Consider the following 19,338-nt stretch of genomic DNA (forward strand, 5'->3'; position numbering starts at 1 on the left):
GAATGGCCCGTGCTACGTAACAGCGCCGGATGAATCCGGCTAGTACTCTGCGGGCTAAATAACTATGCAGTAACCAAGGTCCTTCACCAGAAGTAGGGACGGTCTTTAACTGCATACTTATCTACGCTAAGCTGTACTAGCTCACGCACCGCCTAGCTCACGCACCGCCTAGCTGGCGTGCTGGCGTGCTGGCGTGCTGACGTGCTGACGTGGCGCGTGAACCTTCGCGCCTTCGTGGTCCAAACCATCCCTACCTCACGGTACGCCTGCTGGCGGCGTCCCCGCGGCCTTCGTGCCCTTCGCGCTTCGTGGTCTTACCTCACGGTACGCCTGCTGGCGCGTGAACCTTCGCGCCTTCGTGGTCCAAACCGTCCCCGTGTCCCTACCTCACGGTACGCCTGCTGGCGGCGTCCCCGTGTCCCCATGTCCCCATGTCCCTACCTCACGGTACGCCTGCTGGCGGCGTCCCCGCGTCCGCCATCTTCAGGAGATGAGAGAGATCAATGTTTCTGCCACGCGATCCTGCTGTGACTCCCTCATCTCGGGATAGAGGGGCAGGGAGAGCACTTGATTGGCAGCGGCCTCGGCAACAGGGAATCGTCCGGCAGGGATCTCCAGGAAGCCATAGGCCGGTTGCAGGTGGAGGGGAATCGGGTAATGAACGCCCGCACCGATTCCCTGTTGCCGGAGTTGGTCCATAATTCGATCACGGCCGGCTGTGCGCACCACGTACAGATGCCAGGCCGACCTGGCGTGCTCCCCAACGCTGGGAAGGATAAGATCGCTGCCGGCCAGTAGTTCAGTGTAGCGGGCGGCAAGCTGGCGGCGGGCAACATTGGCGGCTTCAAGATGGGGAAGCTTGGCAGAAAGAATCGCAGCCTGCAGGGCATCCAGGCGATGGCCAAAACCTAACTCGTCATGTACATATTTACTGGAACGGCCGTGGTTGCGCAGTTTGCTGATCGCAGATGCCAGCGCGTCATCGTTGGTGACGACAGCGCCGCCATCGCCGTAACATCCCAGGTTTTTTCCCGGGTAAAAGCTGAAACAGGCGGGGTTGCCCAGGTTGCCAACCCGACGATTCCGGAAGGTGGCCCCATGGGCCTGGGCAGCATCTTCGATCACTTTCAACCCGTGGCGTCCGGCGATTTCCATCAGTGTGTCCATCTCAGCCGGTTGGCCGTAGAGGTGGACCGGGATAATGGCACGGGTGCGCTGGCTGACACCTGCCTCAACGGCCTCGGGGTCCAGGTTGTAGGTGAAGGGGTCAATGTCGGCGAAAACGGGCGTTGCACCGGTCGCCGAGATTGCCTCTGCGGTGGCGATGAAGGTAAATGGCGTCGTAATGACCTCATCACCGGGGCCGATGTTGTAGGCTCGCAGCACCAATTCAAGTGCCGCCGTACCTGAGCCCACACCGATGGCGTGTTTCGCATGGCAAAAACCGGCGAAGGCCGTCTCGAACGCGTCAACCTCCGGCCCCAGGATGAAGCCGGTGCTTTCAACCACGCGCGAGATTGCCTCGTCAATGGCTGGCTTCAGGGTCCTGTATTGTGCCTTCAGGTCGACCAGGGGAATGTATTCGGTCAAGGGAATCCAATAAGCCTCTACCGGTCCTGGGGATTGTTTTCAGCGCCGCTCATCCTGAGCCGCTGAAACTCGTTGTCATACGATTCGATCAGGTCCGGCGGGATGAGAGACAGGCGCCGTTCCAGGCGTTTGATCTCCATTTTGACATGCCTCAGATCATCGACCAGCTCCGAAGGTGGGTTCAGGCCATAGCGGGATCTCTGCAGCTCCAGCCGGGCCAGGTCCTCGCGCCGGGAAATCAGCTGGCGAAGCAGGTAGCGGGTCTCCTGTTCCTGGGCGGCCCGAATCATCTCAAGGGTGACACGGTCGGTGACTTCGCTGGCCTCCAGCCCCATCTTCAGATCTTCCACATTCTGTTTGAGCCAGCGCGCCAGGAATTCATTTCCAATGTGGGCTTCGTTTGATATCATGCGGATCTGTCCCAAACGTTCCAGACTGAAAATGAATTCTTCCACCACTGCCTGCGAATGCCCTGTCTGGGCAGCCACCGCTTCCGTGGTGTGATGGCCCTGGGCAACCGCAAGCACGGTCTGGCGTTCGGTGGGCGACAACCAGCGAAAATCGTTGTTCAGGTAACCCTGCAACACGGTGTCCAACGCCAGATCCTGGTCGGTGATGGGCCTCAATCTACCCTCAGGCTCGAAGAGCCGGCTGCAAAGGACCTGGGTGAGATAGGGATGGTTGTTGGTCGTGCGGCTGATCTGGCGAACCAGTCTGTTGCTAACCTCGACAGTCTGTTCATCCTGCTCCCGGCGGATGAGCGCTTCGGCAGGTTCTGGCTGCAACCCGCTGAGGTTCGCCAGGCTGAAGCCAAGCAGAAATGGCGATGTTTGCCAGATATCATCGGAGTCGCTCAAGCGGCTGAGCACCTTGGTGCTGGCCATGATCACGCGCAATCCCTGGGCAGCCTGGATGACTTTTCTTAGCCGCGCCAGGCTCAGGGGATCCTGTTCAGCGATTGTGAGCAAAGCCTCCGCCTCATCGATCAGCAGCAACAGTGTCGTGTCGGCGGCGCGGGCGTAGCGGCGCAACATCCTGATCACGCCGATGACGTCCCAGTTCGCCAGGAGCGAAATGTCGATGGCCAACTTGTCGAAGCGTTCCTTGGATTCCTCCACTGCGAATACCAGTTCGTGGGCCAGGTCGTCCAGATTGGCGATGCCCTGAAGGTCCCAATAGAGGGGCAGGTAGGGTTTTCCATCCACCGTCAGGTGCTCCAATTGGCGCAGTAGCGATGTCTTGCCCACCCGCCGGTTGCCGATGACCCAGAAAGCATTGTTGGGGCTTTCCAGCAGATGTTTGATGAGCGCCTCGCGGCCGTAAAACTCCTGGCCCGTCACCCACCCTCCTGTGGTATAAGGGTTGCGCACTTCTGGTCTCCTTGCCTCGCAGGTCACACCATCGGTGTCGGTGTGCCGGTTCCCATGTCAGCCTGGGAAAGCCCGTTGCTCTGGGAGGATCGAACACTGGCCAGGGAATCGAATGCGTCGCTGGCATCCTCCAACGTGACAGTATTTCGACCATCGGCCAGCATGATATTGATCGCTTCCAGGCAATGTTGCTGAATGTAGTAGGGTCTTCCGCCGGCATGACTAACAATGAAATCTACAGCCTGCAGTTCGTAGGCGTAGCTGCCCTTGACCGGTTCCATCACCAGTTCACGGGCATCGTCGTCGTCCAGGGGTCCCAGTTCGACTTCGTTGAAGAGATTATACCAGGGACTCTCAACCCGGTCCCATTCCTTGCTGATCTCGATTCCGGCCACGACGGCGCCCAGGTTACGGGCATAGGTTCGCATGAAAATCCGGCGCAACTGTTGCTGGGTCACCGAGCTATAGTCGTTCATGATATCCATTTCATCCAGCAGCAGGATCAAACGGATTTTTTTATCTGTGGTTGTTCCAAGCTCCCTGATAATCCGCTCCAGGTCCCGGCTAAACTCGCGGTGGTCATAGTCTGCGATGGCGACCTTATCGAAACGTAGATCCTGCAGCGACGGCAGGTAACCCCTGGCTACTCCGGCGATTTCCTCCATCATCACGTGGAAGAGTTCCCCTTCCTTCGTGCCTTCCAGATCGATGAAAACCGGCACGAACAAGTAGTCAGGGTCATCGGTTTCGCTCAGTTCACGCGAAAGATAGTGCAGCACGCTGGTCTTCCCGATCCGGCGCTCGCCGTGGATCATGATGCTGTTCTCGTGCAACATGTTGATGATCTTTTCCATCACATCGTGGCGACCAAAGAACATTTCGTGGTCCTGAACTGGCTCACCAGAGATGTAAGGGTTGAACTGCCGCTTGACTGCCTGTCGCTGTCGCTGCCGCTGGCGGGACGACAGCAGCATTATTCCGATTACACCAAGGGCAGCGATTACGGCCAGTCCGGCCAGCAGGGTAGTCGAAAGCCCTGAGAGGCGACCCAGCCCAGGTAACGCGAAGGAGGACTGGACCTCGATGTCCACTGTGGCAGGCTGCGACAGGTTGAGGCTGCTGTCCCAGGCTTCAACTTCAAATCTGTGCGTGCCAGGTCGCAGGCTGTCGTAGGTGATCTGGGATTCGTCAGTCAGTTGCCACTCACTGGCGCTTTCTGATAGCCGGGTGCGGTAGCTCAATTTCCCGGCAGGGGTCGTCTCGTTGTTGCCATGGAAGGCGACGATGACCGGTTCACCGCCCAGCACCTGGACCAGGCCATCCAGCGGCGCCTTGCCATTGACCGAGTCGATGGTCACGCTGGGTTGGCCGGCCTGCGAACGATAACGACTGATGCCCAGTTCGGTCCCAATCCAGACCTCACCTGAGTCGCCGGTTGCCAGCGCGTGGATCTCATTATCGATCAGGCCATCGGAACGCCCGTAGGCGGTTCGCAGCTCTTTCTCCAGATCGAAACGTTCCAACCCTGTTGCCGTGCCAACGAAGAGATCGCCGTCGCTGGACTCAAGCAAGGCAAACACGGGCGTCGTTACGTGAATGATATTTTGCCACTGATCGTCCTCCGGGTCGAAGCGGAACACGTCCCCTGTGCGCGTGCCGGCAAGGATGGTATCCTGATTCTGGTCGTTCGGCGACAGAGCCACCACGCTGGTGATCCAGTTGTCGCTTAATCCATCCTCGGTTGTAAATGTTTGCCAGGTGTTGTTCTCAGGATCGAATCTGGTAAGGCCTGTCGGTGTGCCGGCCCAAATGCGACCCTGGCTGTCCTCAACCAGCGCATTCTGGCTGATTTCGGAATTCGCCAGTCCGTCGCTGACGCCAAACACCTCCCAGCTTCCTTCCGAGTCGTCCCGGCCGGGCTTGTAGTGGGCCAGGCCCGCAAATGTGCCGAACCAAAGGCTGTCATCGTCGGCTCGGATGGCTGCCCGCAGTACATTGGATCCCAACTGCTCTTCATCGAAAACCTGTTGCCATTCGACAGGCGTTCCCTGGCGGGCGGCAGCGGTGACCGAGGAAACCGGGGCAATGGCAATTCCCTGCCGCGCGGTACCAATCCATAGATTGCCATCGCGATCCAAAACCAGGGATCGCACGAAATCCTCCGCCAGACCCTGGTGTTCCTCCGTGATGCGAAAAATATCGTGGCCGTCGAAGTAGATCAGCCCATAAAGATCGGTACCGACCCAAAGGCCGCCTGCGCTGTCCACGAGGATCGTACTGACATCCAGGCCGGCGGGAACATCGGGCGATGAAAGGGTGCGCCAGGTCCGACCATCGAAACGGCTGGCTCCATTGATAGTACCTATCCATGCCAGCCCGTTACTGTCGAAGTGGATGTCGGCAACGGCATCTGCGGCAAGACCGTCCAGGGTCGTCAGACTCTGCCAGGTACCGCCATCCCAGAAAGCACCAAGTCCATCCGGGTTGAACAGGCTGATGCCGCCGCCATTGGTGCCGATCCACAGGGTGCCTTCGGCGTCCTGGGCCAGCGCCAACACGTCATTGGATACGATGCCCTGCAATTGCTCCGACTCGGGCGGGCGGGAAAAGTGTAGCCAATCGTCGCTCAGGCTCCACACTCCCCCGGTCTTGGTGCCAACCCAAAGCGTCTCGGGACGTCCGGCGGTGGCCGGTGTAACCAGAAGAGCCTGAATTTCGCTCTCGACCGGCGTGGAAGCAATTTCAAAAGCCTGGTTTTTGCCGGGCGGCACGCGGAACAAGCTGTCACCGCCAAGCCAGACCTGGCCCGAAGGGGAGCCGGCGACCGTTACGATTGGCGACGGATTCCCCTCTGGATCGCTGACAGGGATGAGTTCCCACTGAATCTCTGATCTTCGGGCGGCCCCTGTTGGGGTTGCAGCCCAGAGGGTGTCATCAGGTGATACCCACAGGTCAAAGACCGGCCCTGGCGGAAATGGCGGCTGTTCCGCCGACCATGTCCACTTTTGGTCAGATGACACGGCCTTGCCGAGACCACCATCGGTGGCTGCCCAGAGTGTGCCGTCGGCCGTCTGCGTAATGCTGTTGACAGGGCCGGGCGGCAGTCCATCTTCGGCTGTGAAGGAATGCCACTGTCCATCGAAATAGTCGATTCCGTTGGCTGTTCCGAACCAGGGGGTGCCCTCAGAGTCGACGAATACCGTGCGAATATCCCCGGACGACAGGTCGCGGTTGAAACTCGTCCAGGCCGGGTTCGTTCCGGGCTGGGCCAGGGTACTGGAGAACAGCAGGAGGGATGCCAGAAGCGCGAGTAGAAAGCCATTGGAGGCAATGGCAATCATTCCAACGGCTCTTCGTGTAGCGTAGGCGCCAATAATAAGGTTCAGGTGGTCGGAGAAGACTATTTTTAAGTTGATTTCTGCTCGATGGTGTGGTATCATGAAGGCCTACCGAGCTGACCCAATTTCCTCGCACGTTTTTGGGGTCATTGCAAACGGCTTACGGTACTCAGTGCAAGGCCCACATCATTGCTTTCATCGAACATGCTGCTGACGTACTGCCTATGCAGATCCAAACATTTCCATCCTCAGCAGCTTTTACGCGTCAAAATGGGGCAAACCGCTCTGGTCAGCGTTGTGTTCAAGTCAATGGAGCAATAGACCCTGATTCTGCCGGTTAATTGTACATAAACTAGCATAACTTGACGGAAAACGCAAGCGTATGTCAAGTTACGCCCAGGTCATCTTGTTTGATCCCGGACACTTTTCACGCCAATCACCTGGTATCCATATTTGTTGGGAAGGCACTATGTCAGGCAAGGGACGGATCATCATCGTGGTTGTCGTCATGGCACTGTCGTTCATGACTGTCGCTCAGCGCTCGGTATCGCTGGCCAGTCAGCCTGGGCAGGGTCAAACGGTCCATGTCGTCCGTGCCGGCGACACGTTGTATGGTCTGGCAGTTCGCTATGGCACGACGATAGCCGGGATTAAACGGGCAAATGGGCTCTCCAACTCCATCATCATTCCCGGTCAACGCCTCGCTATCCCAGCCTCTGCGCCGGCACTTTCGGCTGGTTCTTCGACGGCCGGCTCCCAGCCCACTGCCCGTGGCGCCGTTCTTGTGGGTTCGGGTGCTACGTTGAGCTCGGTCGCTTCCCGATTTGGGGTGACTGTTACCGATCTCAAACAAGTCAATGGGCTGTCCGGCGATCGTATCTATGCCGGACAATCACTGATCATCCCAAAAAAACGCCCGCCGCCGGCAAGCCCATCGTGGCAGACCACAGGCTATCCCGGGACGGGAGAAAACGTTCTTTCCCGTTCCACTGTTTGTGGCTCGATCTATGTGGTTGGATCAGGGGATACGCTCTCGAGCATTGCCAACCGCTGTCATGCTTCCGTCGCTTCCCTGGTGAGCGCCAATGGGCTGCAGGACACCAGTATCTGGCGCGGCCAGTACCTGGTTATTCCAGGTGGCCAGGCCCCTCAAGATACGCAATACCAGGTTCAAAGCTCAGGAAATATCTATCTTCCCGGGATGTTCGCCGGCCTGCATGCACCTTTACCGACCCCAGTGCCGGCCTTTTTTGATCCCGGCTATCCGTAGTGCAGCACAAACAGATTTCGCGCGTACGAACGTCTTTCGCGTGTACGGGCGACCCATTCCTGACTTCATCTCCTTCCACCAACATTTCCCCTGCCTGCACATCGATTTCCGCCGAGTACCGATTCACCGGGAATGGGTCGCCCCTACTGAAACCCGGGTCAGCGCTCGATCGCCGAAATTTCTATCCAGTCGACGATCGCCGCCACGTTGGGCTCGCGCCAACCTGGTCCCCAGCCCACGCTGGTCGATTGCAGACCGTCCACCCGTTCGAAGGTTCTGGTGAGGTGGGGTGATAGGCCTTCTCCGATCACAATGGCTGCCTGGCTCCAGCGCAGTTTTCCGCCAAGATCGCTAAGGCCAAGTTCGGTCAGGGCCTCCACGGCTCTTTCGCTAAGTTGATCGGCCGCCGTATCTTTCACGGCCACCAACAGGATGCTGCCGTCATCGAACTGGTCCAGGAAGTCCACGAGTCTGTCCGATGCCTGGGGATCCCCATGGGTATCGAACGAGGCTGCCGATTTGAATTGGCCGGTTTTCCCATCGACCATCGCTAAATTGTAGCCTCGCTGGTTTGGCGAGATATCCTTGCCGTTGAGCCAGATGTGCGCGTAGTTGCCTGCTTCCAGACCGGCGCTTTCGACCAGCAACGCCGCCGGCGGCCCGTCGTCCACGGCCAGGGTTTCGAAGGCGTCTGTTTCGGCAATCGGAAATGTTTTCCCGAAGTTCAGGACGACTTCGTTGGTTTTTTGGCCCAGGACCCCCGCGGGGATGCTGAATCGCAGTTCCTGCCAGTTGCTGTGAAGGTCTCTTGTGTCGGTATCGAATCCATTGACAGAAAGGGACAACGTCTGACCGGAACCCGCGGACCTGGCACGCACAACCAGTTGATGATCTTTCTCTGACAGTGGAGGCAGCAGAAGACGGGTGGCGCTACGATGGGCCCACAGGCCCTGTTCGGCCAGCCCGCCGGGGGCAACCGCCAGTTGAGGCACGCCACTCCAGCCCTCCGCGCGCGACAGGGGTGTTTCGGCGGGCGCCAGGGTAATCGCGGGCAAAGGTTCGGTGGGTTGGACCTGGTAAAGCCGGTGTGGGCCCTCGCGATCAAGCTCGGTGATGGGCAGATAGCTTTCCACGAACGTCGTAAACTCTGCGGGCACGTGATCCTCGTGGACAACCACATAGTCGCTTCCAAGGAATTCCAGAGTGCCCGCGGCATCGGACGCTGCCTGCAGCAGCAAGGCATTGCCCCCAAGGGATGAATCCCCTTCCTGTAGTGCTTTAAGGCCATTTTCGAGCTGTTTCCGAATGTGGGGATGCTCTTCATCGGCATTGGCCAGTACGGTCAAAGGACCGATCAGGGGCGCCTCCAGGAAGTAGCGAAACTTGTGCTCCGGGTTGCGGGAGGTATTGCCGCCAAGGATCGGCTGACCGTGCTCCGTTTGCCACCACTGCTCACGCATGATGATAACATCCTGCTTGCCAAAAACATTGGACCCGTTCCGCCAGCCTGCGGGCAGGTCCAGAACCGATCCTCCTTGCGAGCCGGCCGCGATCTTGCCGTAGATACTGGGCACAGACAGGTCGGTCATAGGCAATGGAGTGGATAGATTCTCGAATACCAGCAGGAGTGCCAGCAGGCTCGCCACGAGTACGAGGCGCCGCTGGCTGTGGAACCCTCGCCCGGCACCGGACAGGCGCGTCAACAGCCAATGGGCTCCGATGGCAAGCAGGGGGCTGGCCGAAACAAGCACCATGACGCTGTATCGACTGGGATAGCGGTTGCCCTTGAAAAAGGGTAATAATTCCAGGATTTGAAATGGGCCTGGCAAGGGGGTGACATAGCCGGTTATCCTCAGAAACGGGCCGAGCGTCAACAGGAAGAAAGACAGAGTCGACAGGCCCCAAAACGCCGCCATGGGCCACCCGCTGCGGCGATAGTCAGGATCTCTGAGCCCGCGCCAGAGACCGAAAAGAACAAAAAGGAGTCCCAGATAGCCCAGGGTCAGGTGCTGCCCCTTGTTAACCTGCCATTGTCTGCCATCTGCCTGCATCTGAGAATCGTTGGCTAATCGCCGGATCACGTTCCCGAACACGGGGTGCAATTGAGTCGGCAGCGCGTACCCGGCCATGTCTGCCGAGTATATGTCGGCGAAGCCACCACCCTCGACAAAAATATCGCCCTCAGCCATCATGTCAGGCAGCATATTGGCCAGAAAGGGGATCAGGCCAATCAGGAATACAACGGCAATGATCACCAGGTTGCGTATCAGGAGTTTGACGGCCTGTGAGGGGTCGATGTTCTGGCCAACCATGCGACCCTTTCTTTTCGCCATCAGGTACTCAAGCAAACGATAGGCGGCGAACAGGGCAATGAAGATCACGATGAAGGTGGCAAAAATCAGTTCTGCGTAGGCCTGGAACAGCAGGAAGAGCGCCGCCAGCAGCGGGTCCCGCCACGTGCTGCGTGGCCGGCCGCTGCGGATGACGTAGAGGACTGCGAAGGGAATCCATTGCGAGCTGGCGATGTTGAACTGGCCCAGCGAAATATAGAACATCTTGCTGGATGAGAATGCGAAAAAAAGCCCTGCCAGAAAGGCGGCGATCAACACCGTCGCTGGCAGATGGGCACTGCTCCCCCGGTCCGGCTGCCTGGCAACCTGCTCCTGCAAAGGGTGTGAGAGGTTTTCGTTGTCGGCTTCCGGCACGGGTTGGACCTTTGGACGCAGAGTTTCAAGAGCCAGGAGGTACGCGCCATAGCCACTCAGTACCAGGGAGGAGAGAAGCAGCAGGTTGGATCCTGCTGTCACGCTGAGGGAGGTCTGCAGCGGCACCGAGAGCAGACCGTTGAGGATCGTCAGCGTATAAAAGGCCAGGTTGATGCCCACGGGAAAGAACATCCACTGGCTTTGAAAGGGATTGATCTGCTGATCGACCAGGCTATGTTTTATCCACCAGAGGTTCCACGCCAGCGCAGGATCGTCGATGCCATCCCCTGGTACATGGGTGAAGAACCGGGTGACCAGAGGGTAGGTCAGGATCAGGCCCAAGACCCCGTAACTTAACAGTGCAATCAGGTGGTGTTGGAAGGGAGATCGGCGCGGAGACATGCAGGATATATACCACCGCCACCAGGTTTTGACAAGGATGCCGGCAGCCATTCGGCAATTCTTAATATGCAGGAGAGTCGAGGCTGTACGAAGTCCCCATTTTTGGGTTAGCCGGATTTGTCTTGCGTAAGAACAGCTGACGGACCGCCTTACCCTAACCTGGACAAGCCAGAGGAGCGCTGATTATGCAGACCTGCGGCGCAGATTATCGCTGCTCTTCTCTGATCTTTTCTGATATCTGATCTGCAATTATCTGCGTAATCTGCGGTCATGTTTTTTTTCTTTTCAGGTCTGCGGTACATCCTTGTCAGGTTCGGGGATGATATCCTTGCCTGGTGTGCAAGAATCTGACTCGAAAGGTAATAAGCGCCTGAAGGGGGCTACAATGGGGTTTGCGGCGCATGAGCCTGCTTTCTGCGGCGGTACGTTTACATGGGGTCAAATGAATTCGTTTTGAGTTCCCTTTGTCTTGGTGTACAATGATGGTCGAAGACTATTCAAGGCGAGACATCGTGATCATGACAACTGATTACCAGACTGCTCTGGACTACATTTTCAACTATGTCGACTACGAACGAAGGCGAGCGGTTCCATACGACGAGGAAGCGTGGGATCTCGATCGGACCCGGCGGGCGTTGAGGATGTTGGGCAATCCACAGCAACAATTCAAGGTTGTGCATGTTGCCGGAAGCAAGGGCAAGGGGTCAAGCGCGGCCAACATAGAGTCCGTGCTGCGGGCGTCCGGACTTCGGACAGGCTTTTACACCTCACCTCACCTGCACACCTTCCGAGAGCGAATTCGGATTGACGGCAACCTTCTCGAACCGGCCCAGATGGTCAATCTTCTGGATCAGTGCCGGCCCGTGATCGAGGCGATTCCTGGCATCACGACCTTCGAGATTATCACTGTGCTGGCCTTTTTGCACTTTGCCCGGCAGGGAGTCGAATGGGCGGTGCTGGAGGTTGGTCTGGGAGGCCGGCTCGATTCCACGAATGTTGTCACGCCGGCTGTAAGTGTGATCACGCCCATCAGCCACGAACATAGCGCATTGTTGGGCGATACGCTGGCAGCCATCGCTTTCGAGAAGGCTGGCATCATCAAGAAGGGCGTTCCGGTGGTCTGTGCACCGCAGGATCCTGAGGTGTTGCTTGTGTTTCAGCAGGTGGCCGCTCAGCAGGACTCGTCGTTGGTGTTGGTGGGGTTGGATTGGCGGTGGCGATCGATCACCGATGATCTGGGAGGGCAATCTTTTTCAGTGTTTGGCCCCCATCCCGCTGAGCCTGGCGCGGAACCTGTCACGATCCGCAGCTTGTACACCCCGTTGCTCGGCAGGCATCAGTTGATCAATGCAACGGTAGCCGTTGCTACCTGTTGGGAACTGATGCAACAGGGCGTGGAGATCAGCGAACCGGCACTTCGGGAAGGGCTCTCTACGGTCTATTGGCCTGGTCGACTGGAGGTGCTCGACCCACCGGGCGACGCCGGGCCAGCTGTGGTCGTCGACAGTGCCCACAATGAGGCATCGACTGCATTGTTGTTCCATGCTCTCGGCCGCTATCTGCCCGGACGGCCTTTGGTTGTTCTGTTTGGAGCTTCCGGCGACAAGGACGCGGCTGCCATGTTGGAGAGGTTTGCGCCGCACACATCAAAACTGGTGTTGACGCGGTCTCGCCATCCCAGAGCTGCCGACCCAGAGCAACTGGCCGCGGCCGCACGCGCTTATCTGGCCGCCGAATCTATTTTTGTTACTTGCGACGTGGCAGAAGGACTCAATTGTGCGCTTCAGGTAGCGAGTCCAGCAAGCACGGTTTGTGCTACAGGGTCACTGTTTGTGGTGGCCGACTCCAGAGAGGCCTGGCTTGCTCGCTACCCCGGGGCTTTTCCGCCCTGGGATTGGGCGTACCAGGCTGAGCCTCCAGATCCGGACTGGCAGGTTTCCCAGTCTCCGGCATCGAGGGTACAATGATTTTCCCAGGTTCCACCCGGCATGAACTTACGCAACGATGTGCAAAGCCCGGAACCAATCACCGGAGGTGCAGTAATGAGGGGATTTGCTTCAGATAGATGGCCAGGATTGCGGCTCTTCCCTGTCCCGGCGCCCAGAATGTCACTGTTCGTGACCCTGTTGTTCGTGTTGCTTGCAACGGCCTCCTGCAATCTGTTCAAAGGAAAAGAACCAGAGCTGCCGGTACCGTTGATCGAGTATATACCGGATGACTGGCAACTGCTTGACGCTGAACGACGGGGAAAGCTGGAGTTCCAGGGGGTGAACATCGACGGGGATGAAGAAACGGAGTGGCTGCTTTTCTTCTACTACGACAACATCGGTGAGGATCCCGAGACCCGGGGGCCGGTCGGTGGAATCATCTACGATGCCCAGCAAGACACCGAGCCCTATGGCCTGCCCGTTTTCGAGGAGCAGGTGATCCCGTTTCCCTACCAACCGTCGGCGTTTCTGGTCCCTTACCGGCTGCTGCCCGATTGGCGTCCCGACAAGGGGCAGGGCTACCTGGCGGAGACCAATGTCAAGTGGGAGGAGGCCAGGGTTGACAAGAGTAACAAAGGGAACGATGAATTGATCGTGATTGGCTATTCACCGGACGATGTGCCAACCAGGCTCTCCCTCTTTCGCTGGAATGGTGCGCCCAATGGTTACGGCGTAGCTCATTTCCCCGGAAGTTACAGGGTTTCGACGCCTGGGCGCAAACCCGGACAACCGGTGGAGGCCGTCTTGACGAAGGACAATCTCAACGAACGAAGCCATCTGTGTAAACAGACGGAACACGTTCGGCAAGGAAATGCGCTAAACTTTTCGGCCTCAGATCCAACCATCGTCTTTTGCCAGAGTCCCACTGGCAAGACCGCCCCAGAGCAGCCCACCTATCCCGAGGCGGTCGTTCTGGCCTGGTTGATCACCCGCAATTCTGAGTTGGTTCTTCCAGACAGCCAACCACAGGTGACCCAGCTCGTTCCTCAAAGTCCAAAGCGAGTGGTAAACATCTCCTACTGGGGCGAGGCGGAGACAGCCGACACTCAGAACGAAGCCCTTTCACGTGTCATAGTGAGAACCGTTATCGAGACGGACTTCGGGCTGCTGACCTATGAATGGAAAGTTGACGAGCAGCGGCCCAAAATAGTGGGCGAGTCATCCCGCTGGCGAATCGCCGCCGTGGAACTCGTTCAGTAACAAACCGGTGATAGTTGCCTGACGGAGGCTCATGGACTTCCTGACATCGTCAACTTACCAGACTTCTCCCCAACAACTGGCCGACTTTCTGGCGGCAGGCAGTGGCCCAACCATCGCCTTGTTGCCGAAGTCGACCAACGCGCGCAAGATGGCAGAGATACTGGTGGCCATGGCCAACAGTTCGGGCGGCATGCTGGTGTTGGGCGTTACTCCTTCCGGACGGCTCGTTGGACTGGATTCCCCACCGGTCTCCCAGGAAAAGGCAATGGAGGCCATTTTGATGGCGGATCCGCCCCTGGTACTGCCCGTGCCCGAGGTGGTCCAACTGGACGGGGTTGCCCTTTTAGTCGTGCACGTACCGCCGGGCCTGTCTCATGTGTACAATTTGAAGGGCCGCTATCTGACCCGCGAGGGAAAGGCAAACAGGCAACTTACCACAACGGAGCTGCGGGGACTCCTGCAGAACCGGGGCAACGTGAGCTTCGAGTCCCTTCCTGTCCGCGAGGCGACACTGGAGGATCTGAATGAGAGCCAGGCGGGCCGCTACCTGGAGCGACTGGCAGGTCTGACAGCATCTTCGATGTCCGATGCGCTTCTGAGCCGCGGCTGTCTCCGGCGGACCGATGAAGGCACTCTTGTGCCTACCTACGCGGGCATCCTGCTGTTCGGGCGTAATCCACAGCAGTATTTGCCCTCGGCCGAGATCATTGCCGTTCGCTACGCTGGAACATCCATGGGCGATGAGTTTGTCCGTGAGGACATCAAGGGTACCTTGCCGGAGCAGATACGGCGCGCCGAAGCCTTTATTGGAACCAACATCCGCAAGGGGATGCGAATCAGTGGTTTTACCCGGGAAGAGCTTCCTGAATATCCCGTCTCAGTGGCCCGCGAGGCGGTGGTCAACGCAGTAGCCCATCGCAACTATGGTTTGCGGGGCGACGGCATCCGGCTGTTGATGTTCGGCGATCGTTTGGAAGTATATAGCCCAGGCCGGCTGGCCGGTCACGTTACCCTGGCAAACCTGGTCGAGGAGCGCTTCAGCCGCAACGAAGTCATCGTGCAGGTGCTCAGCGATTTGGGTTTTATTGAACGGCTGGGCTACGGTATCGACCGCATGATCGCAGCCATGCGGGAAGCCCACTTACCTGCACCAAGATTCGAGGAAACTGTGGCAGGTTTTCGAGTAACACTGTTAGGGCAGGGCGACGACCTGGTCAGCAGCGAACCGGACAGCCAGCGCTGGGGAAATGAATTGTTGAATCCAAGACAGGAGCAAGCGCTGGCCTATCTTTCCAAGAACGGTCGCATTACCAATCGCGATTATCAGCAGCTCTGCCCGGATGTCAGCCCCGAGACTATTCGGCGAGACCTTGCGGATTTGGTGGAGCGAGGTGTTCTGCTGAAGATCGGCGAGAAGCGAGCCACCTATTACATTCTGAGATAGCTTGAAGCATTCCGGGAGTGAACTATGCCTTTTCCCCCAGTATCCCACATTATCCCACATTTATCCCACATTATCACTCATTTTGTTGCTAAAGTATCATGAAAACAACAATCATCGGATGCGGCGGCATGGCCCGTCACCACCTGCGCAACATTCTGGAGTACTTTCCCGGGACAAGGATTCCGGTGGTTTGCGAACCATCGGCAAGGGAGTATCTGGCGACCATTCAACTCTTCGAAGATGCGGGCCGGGATGTGCCGGTCAACGAACCTGACCTGGATCGGCTATTGGCTCAATACGGCGATGATTTGCACGCCGCGTTTATCGTCACGCCCCACGCCCTGCACCACGATCAGGCCCGGGCATCTCTGGAAGCAGGACTTGATGTGCTGCTGGAAAAGCCAATGGTAATGACGGCTGCAGAGGCCGAGAGTCTGATAGCGACCCGGGATCGTATGGGAAAACAAATGGTTGTCGCCTTCCAGGGCAGCCTGTCGCCTCAGATTCGTCGCGCCTCGGAGATGCTGCGAGCGGGTGAGCTGGGCGAGATTCTGACCATCAGTGGGGTGATCTGGCAGAACTGGGGCCAGCTGGCAGCCAACACCTGGCGGCAGGAACCGAAGCTCTCCGGCGGCGGCTTCATGTTCGACTCCGGTGCTCACCTGCTGAACACCGTTGCTGATCTGGCCGGCGAGGACTTTGTCGAGGTGGCTGCCTGGTTGGATAACCGCGGCCGGCAGGTGGATGTTCTCGGCGTGGTCATGGGGCGTCTGCAGTCGGGGGCCTTGGTCAGCCTCAATGCCTGCGGCGATACCGTACCCAGTTGTGCCTCCGATATCCGCGTGCAATGCACCGAGGGGATGTTACGAACGGGGGCCTGGGGCCGCTTTCTCGAGGCCTTTTTCGATGGCGAGGAAGAATGGCAGCCAGTCGATGTTCCTGAGTCGTTCGGGGTATGGGAACAATTCCTGGCAGTGCGGGAGGGAAAGATCGAGAATCCATCTCCTCCCGAGGTCGGGTTGCGCATGGCGCGGCTGTGGGATGCCATTCGGGCTTCTGCTGCCCAGGATGGCAAGCTGGTGAGGGTACAATGAACGCGATTACGATTCGCTGTGGTGGGCTTGCTGTACCCGCCGAGCTTGGCAGTGGTCCCACGGCTCACCAGGTCTGGCGGGCGCTGCCGCTTGAGGGTCGTGCCAACATCTGGGGCGACGAGATCTATTTCGAGATTCCGCTGGTTGCAGAACAGGAGGGAGACGCCCGCGCCGAAGTCTCTGTGGGAGAACTGGGTTACTGGCCGGTGGGGCGGGCATTCTGCATCTTTTTCGGTCCTACGCCTGTCAGTGTCGATGAAAAACCGCGTGCCTACAGCCCGGTGAACATCCTTGGGCGGGTCATCGGCGACGCCACCCTGTTTCGCATCGTTCGAAATGGCGAGTTGGTACGGATTGAGAAAGGCGCGCCTGTTGGCGAACCATGAACTCACGGGAACGAGTACAGCTGGCATTGAGCGGCGGGGTTCCCGATCGATCACCCTTTGCCATGGGCTTTTTTCGGCAATCTTTGCCGGGCATCGGGGATCTCGATGAGGTTTTCGGCAGCGATGTGCGCTTCGCAGAGTTCAAAGCGCCCACGGGACAGGGTGGGTTCCTGAGATATCTGCAGGGCTTGCCGGAGGATGTGCACGTCGGCAACATGGCGCAGTTGCGCACCTATCACGAGTGGGCCTATCATCCGGAGCGGGGTACCAGCAGGCCCTTGAGCGAGATTCAAACGGTCGAGGAACTGGGCCGCTTCAACTTTCCCGATTTGAACGATCCTGGCCGCTACGCCGGGCTGGCAGAACAGGTTCAGGCCTGGCACGATCGGGGCCTGGCAGTGGCGGGATCGCCGCCCCACCTGGGAGGTGAGCTTTTCGAGACCGCCTGGCGGCTGCGTGGCTTTGAAAACTTCCTGCTGGACCTGCTGGAGCGGCAAGAGCTGGCCCACTATCTGCTGGACCAATTGACGGCCATGTTGATTCACAGTGTTGTCATTCTTGCCCAGGCGGGCATCGATATATTGCTGCTGGACGACGATGTGGCCATGCCTACCGGCCTGATGATCGCCCCCGATCTATGGCGCACGTTTTTTAAACACCGCTTGGCTCGCACGATCGAGTTAGCCCGGCAGGCCTCCCCGGATCTGTTGATCTTCTATCACAGCGATGGCGATTATTCGATGTTGATTGCTGATCTGATCCAGATTGGTGTGGACGTGATCAATCCGGTTCAGCCCGACTGCATGGATGCGCTCGCAATTCGGGAGGCCTTCGGCCAGGAGGTGGCACTCTGGGGCACCGTCGGAAGCGCCTGGCTCTGGGACCGGGGCACGCCTGAGCAGATCAGGGCCGATGTTCAGTATCGCATCGAAACCCTGGGGCAAACACGACTACTTGTGTCGCCTGCCTACGATATCGACTTCGCGCCGCGGGAGAACATCGAGGCCTTCGTGGCGGCCGTGCGCGAGGGGCGGTGACGCGGGGACGCGGGGACGCCGCCAGCAGGCGTACCGTGAGGTAGGGACGCGGGGACGCGGAGAGGGGGGGACACGGAGAGGGGGCGACGCGGGGACGCTCCGACATTCTGACATTCTGACATCCCGACATTCTGACATCCCGACACTCCGACACAGGGAGAGGGTCGCCAGGAATTTGCACTCTGGCGACTCTGTGGTAGTATTTGCTACGACTTGCTTGCTTTCACCTCATCGAAGATGACATAACATGGCCAAGAACGGAAAAACCCCCTCCTTGCCGAAAATGCGGGCAGTTGATGCCAGCCCCTTCACTCAGAATGGTGAGCCCGCACTGCTTCTCAGAGATCCCTTGCAACTCAGCGGAAACTATATGGTCTTGCCCAGGGAATTGGGTCCGGCCCTGATGCTGCTGGACGGTACCATGGAAATGGACGCCATCAGGGCGGCCCTGCTGGTGCGTTACGGCATGCCCGTTTCGGCCGATCTGTTGGAGCATCTCATTACCCTGCTTGACGAGAACTTCATGCTGGAGAACCGGCGCTCCGATGCAGCGCATCTTCGCTCTCGCGAGATCTATCGGCGGGCTCCCTTCCGGACTCCGGCCCTGGCAGATCAGTCCTATCCGGCCGATCCGACCCGGCTGAAGACTCTTTTCGACGGCTATCTGGCACAAACCAATGGCAAGTTGCCCACGCCGACAACCGGCAAGGGTGTCATTAGTCCCCATATCGACTATCCCCGAGGGGGCCCAGTTTATGCAGCGGTATGGAAGCATGCTGCTGAGATGGCGAATGCAGCTGATTTGATAGTCCTGTTAGGGACCGATCACTACAGCATCGACGACCGGATTACCCTGACCCGTCAACACTATTCGACACCGTTCGGTGTATTGCCGACCCATCAGGGGATCGTCGATTCTCTGGCTGAAGCCATTGGACCGGAGCAGGCTTTCGCCGGCGAGTTGCGCAATCTGGGCGAACATTCGTTGGAGTTGGTCGCAACCTGGTTGCACCACATGCGCGGAGGTCGGCCTGTCGAGATGGTGCCGATTCTGACCGGCTCCTTTGTGGATATGATCGTGGGGAAAAAGAACCCAGCCCATGATCCCACTTTGAACCGATTCCTGCGCACGCTGCGGAAGGAAATTGCCGGCCGGAATGTACTGGTGGTGGCATCAGGCGATCTCTCCCATGTGGGTCCCGCTTTCGGCGGCATGCCGCTGGACGCCTCAGGAAAAGCGGGCATCAAGGGGGCCGACGACGAGTTGATCGGTAAACTCGTCGAGGGGAACGCCGATGGTTTCTACAGCGCTATCCGACGTATTCAGGACCGCAACAATGTCTGCGGTGTCGCGCCCTTCTACCTGATGCTGAGGCTTCTTGGGGAAAGCGAGGGCATTTTGACCTCCTACGATCAGTGCCCGGCCGATGAGCACGACACCTCGCTTGTTTCAGTTTGCGGCATGATCTTGAGCTGACGGTCTTCGGGAGTAGCACTGTTGCCGGAGACGCGTG

The 19,338-nt window shown here is 58.4% G+C and carries 12 protein-coding genes; 8 read left to right on the plus strand and 4 right to left on the minus strand.

Annotation, left to right across the window (positions count from 1 at the left end; genetic code table 11):
• Positions 1-483 precede the first annotated feature (483 nt).
• Genes U9R25_05870 through U9R25_05880 form a run of 3 tightly spaced genes read right to left on the minus strand, consistent with a single transcriptional unit; the run spans position 484 to position 6,301 of the window.
• Entirely contained in the window at positions 484-1,590 is a 1,107-nt protein-coding gene (locus tag U9R25_05870; protein ID MEA3335418.1) for a DegT/DnrJ/EryC1/StrS family aminotransferase, read from the minus strand.
• Between the two features lie 17 nt (positions 1,591-1,607).
• Complete coding sequence (locus U9R25_05875; protein ID MEA3335419.1) at positions 1,608-2,960, minus strand: AAA family ATPase; 1,353 nt, start codon at positions 2,958-2,960, stop codon at positions 1,608-1,610.
• 23 nt (positions 2,961-2,983) lie between these two features.
• Positions 2,984-6,301 (minus strand): two-component regulator propeller domain-containing protein, encoded by a 3,318-nt coding sequence (locus U9R25_05880; protein ID MEA3335420.1) that lies wholly within the window; start codon positions 6,299-6,301, stop codon positions 2,984-2,986.
• A 379-nt stretch (positions 6,302-6,680) separates the two neighbouring features.
• Between U9R25_05880 and U9R25_05885 the strand changes: the two genes are divergently transcribed.
• The gene (locus tag U9R25_05885; GenBank protein ID MEA3335421.1) at positions 6,681-7,568 is read left to right on the plus strand and encodes a LysM peptidoglycan-binding domain-containing protein; all 888 of its coding nucleotides are present in this window, start codon (positions 6,681-6,683) and stop codon (positions 7,566-7,568) included.
• A gap of 158 nt (positions 7,569-7,726) precedes the next feature.
• On the opposite strand, the gene U9R25_05890 is transcribed toward U9R25_05885, so the two are convergent.
• Entirely contained in the window at positions 7,727-10,675 is a 2,949-nt protein-coding gene (locus U9R25_05890; GenBank protein MEA3335422.1) for an interleukin-like EMT inducer domain-containing protein, read from the minus strand.
• A 518-nt stretch (positions 10,676-11,193) separates the two neighbouring features.
• Between U9R25_05890 and U9R25_05895 the strand changes: the two genes are divergently transcribed.
• From U9R25_05895 to amrB, 7 genes are all read left to right on the plus strand, one after another.
• The gene (locus tag U9R25_05895; protein MEA3335423.1) at positions 11,194-12,642 is read left to right on the plus strand and encodes a folylpolyglutamate synthase/dihydrofolate synthase family protein; all 1,449 of its coding nucleotides are present in this window, start codon (positions 11,194-11,196) and stop codon (positions 12,640-12,642) included.
• 138 nt (positions 12,643-12,780) lie between these two features.
• Complete coding sequence (locus U9R25_05900; protein MEA3335424.1) at positions 12,781-13,863, plus strand: hypothetical protein; 1,083 nt, start codon at positions 12,781-12,783, stop codon at positions 13,861-13,863.
• A 31-nt stretch (positions 13,864-13,894) separates the two neighbouring features.
• Positions 13,895-15,307, plus strand: a complete 1,413-nt coding sequence (locus U9R25_05905) for a helix-turn-helix domain-containing protein (GenBank protein ID MEA3335425.1) — start codon at positions 13,895-13,897, stop codon at positions 15,305-15,307.
• Positions 15,308-15,405: 98 nt separating this feature from the next.
• Complete coding sequence (locus tag U9R25_05910; protein ID MEA3335426.1) at positions 15,406-16,401, plus strand: Gfo/Idh/MocA family oxidoreductase; 996 nt, start codon at positions 15,406-15,408, stop codon at positions 16,399-16,401.
• The gene (locus tag U9R25_05915; protein ID MEA3335427.1) at positions 16,398-16,787 is read left to right on the plus strand and encodes a cyclophilin-like fold protein; all 390 of its coding nucleotides are present in this window, start codon (positions 16,398-16,400) and stop codon (positions 16,785-16,787) included. Before U9R25_05910 ends, U9R25_05915 begins: the two co-directional genes overlap by 4 nt.
• A complete protein-coding gene (locus tag U9R25_05920; GenBank protein MEA3335428.1) occupies positions 16,784-17,824 on the plus strand; it encodes a uroporphyrinogen decarboxylase family protein in 1,041 nt (346 codons plus the stop codon). Before U9R25_05915 ends, U9R25_05920 begins: the two co-directional genes overlap by 4 nt.
• Before the next feature lie 247 nt (positions 17,825-18,071).
• Positions 18,072-19,301 (plus strand): AmmeMemoRadiSam system protein B, encoded by a 1,230-nt coding sequence (amrB, locus tag U9R25_05925; protein ID MEA3335429.1) that lies wholly within the window; start codon positions 18,072-18,074, stop codon positions 19,299-19,301.
• Positions 19,302-19,338: the final 37 nt, after the last annotated feature.

It is taken from the genome of Chloroflexota bacterium (genome assembly GCA_034717495.1).
GTDB lineage: Bacteria > Chloroflexota > Anaerolineae > JAAEKA01 > JAAEKA01 > JAYELL01.

Excerpts from the sequence above, each read along its gene's own strand:
- U9R25_05880 (MEA3335420.1), bottom strand. The coding sequence starts at position 6,301 with ATGATTGCCATTGCCTCCAATGGCTTTCTACTCGCGCTTCTGGCATCC.
- U9R25_05885 (MEA3335421.1), top strand. The coding sequence starts at position 6,681 with ATGTCAAGTTACGCCCAGGTCATCTTGTTTGATCCCGGACACTTTTCA.
- U9R25_05890 (MEA3335422.1), bottom strand. The coding sequence starts at position 10,675 with ATGTCTCCGCGCCGATCTCCCTTCCAACACCACCTGATTGCACTGTTA.
- U9R25_05895 (MEA3335423.1), top strand. The coding sequence starts at position 11,194 with ATGACAACTGATTACCAGACTGCTCTGGACTACATTTTCAACTATGTC.
- U9R25_05900 (MEA3335424.1), top strand. The coding sequence starts at position 12,781 with ATGTCACTGTTCGTGACCCTGTTGTTCGTGTTGCTTGCAACGGCCTCC.
- U9R25_05905 (MEA3335425.1), top strand. The coding sequence starts at position 13,895 with ATGGACTTCCTGACATCGTCAACTTACCAGACTTCTCCCCAACAACTG.
- U9R25_05910 (MEA3335426.1), top strand. The coding sequence starts at position 15,406 with ATGAAAACAACAATCATCGGATGCGGCGGCATGGCCCGTCACCACCTG.
- U9R25_05915 (MEA3335427.1), top strand. The coding sequence starts at position 16,398 with ATGAACGCGATTACGATTCGCTGTGGTGGGCTTGCTGTACCCGCCGAG.
- U9R25_05920 (MEA3335428.1), top strand. The coding sequence starts at position 16,784 with ATGAACTCACGGGAACGAGTACAGCTGGCATTGAGCGGCGGGGTTCCC.
- amrB (MEA3335429.1), top strand. The coding sequence starts at position 18,072 with ATGGCCAAGAACGGAAAAACCCCCTCCTTGCCGAAAATGCGGGCAGTT.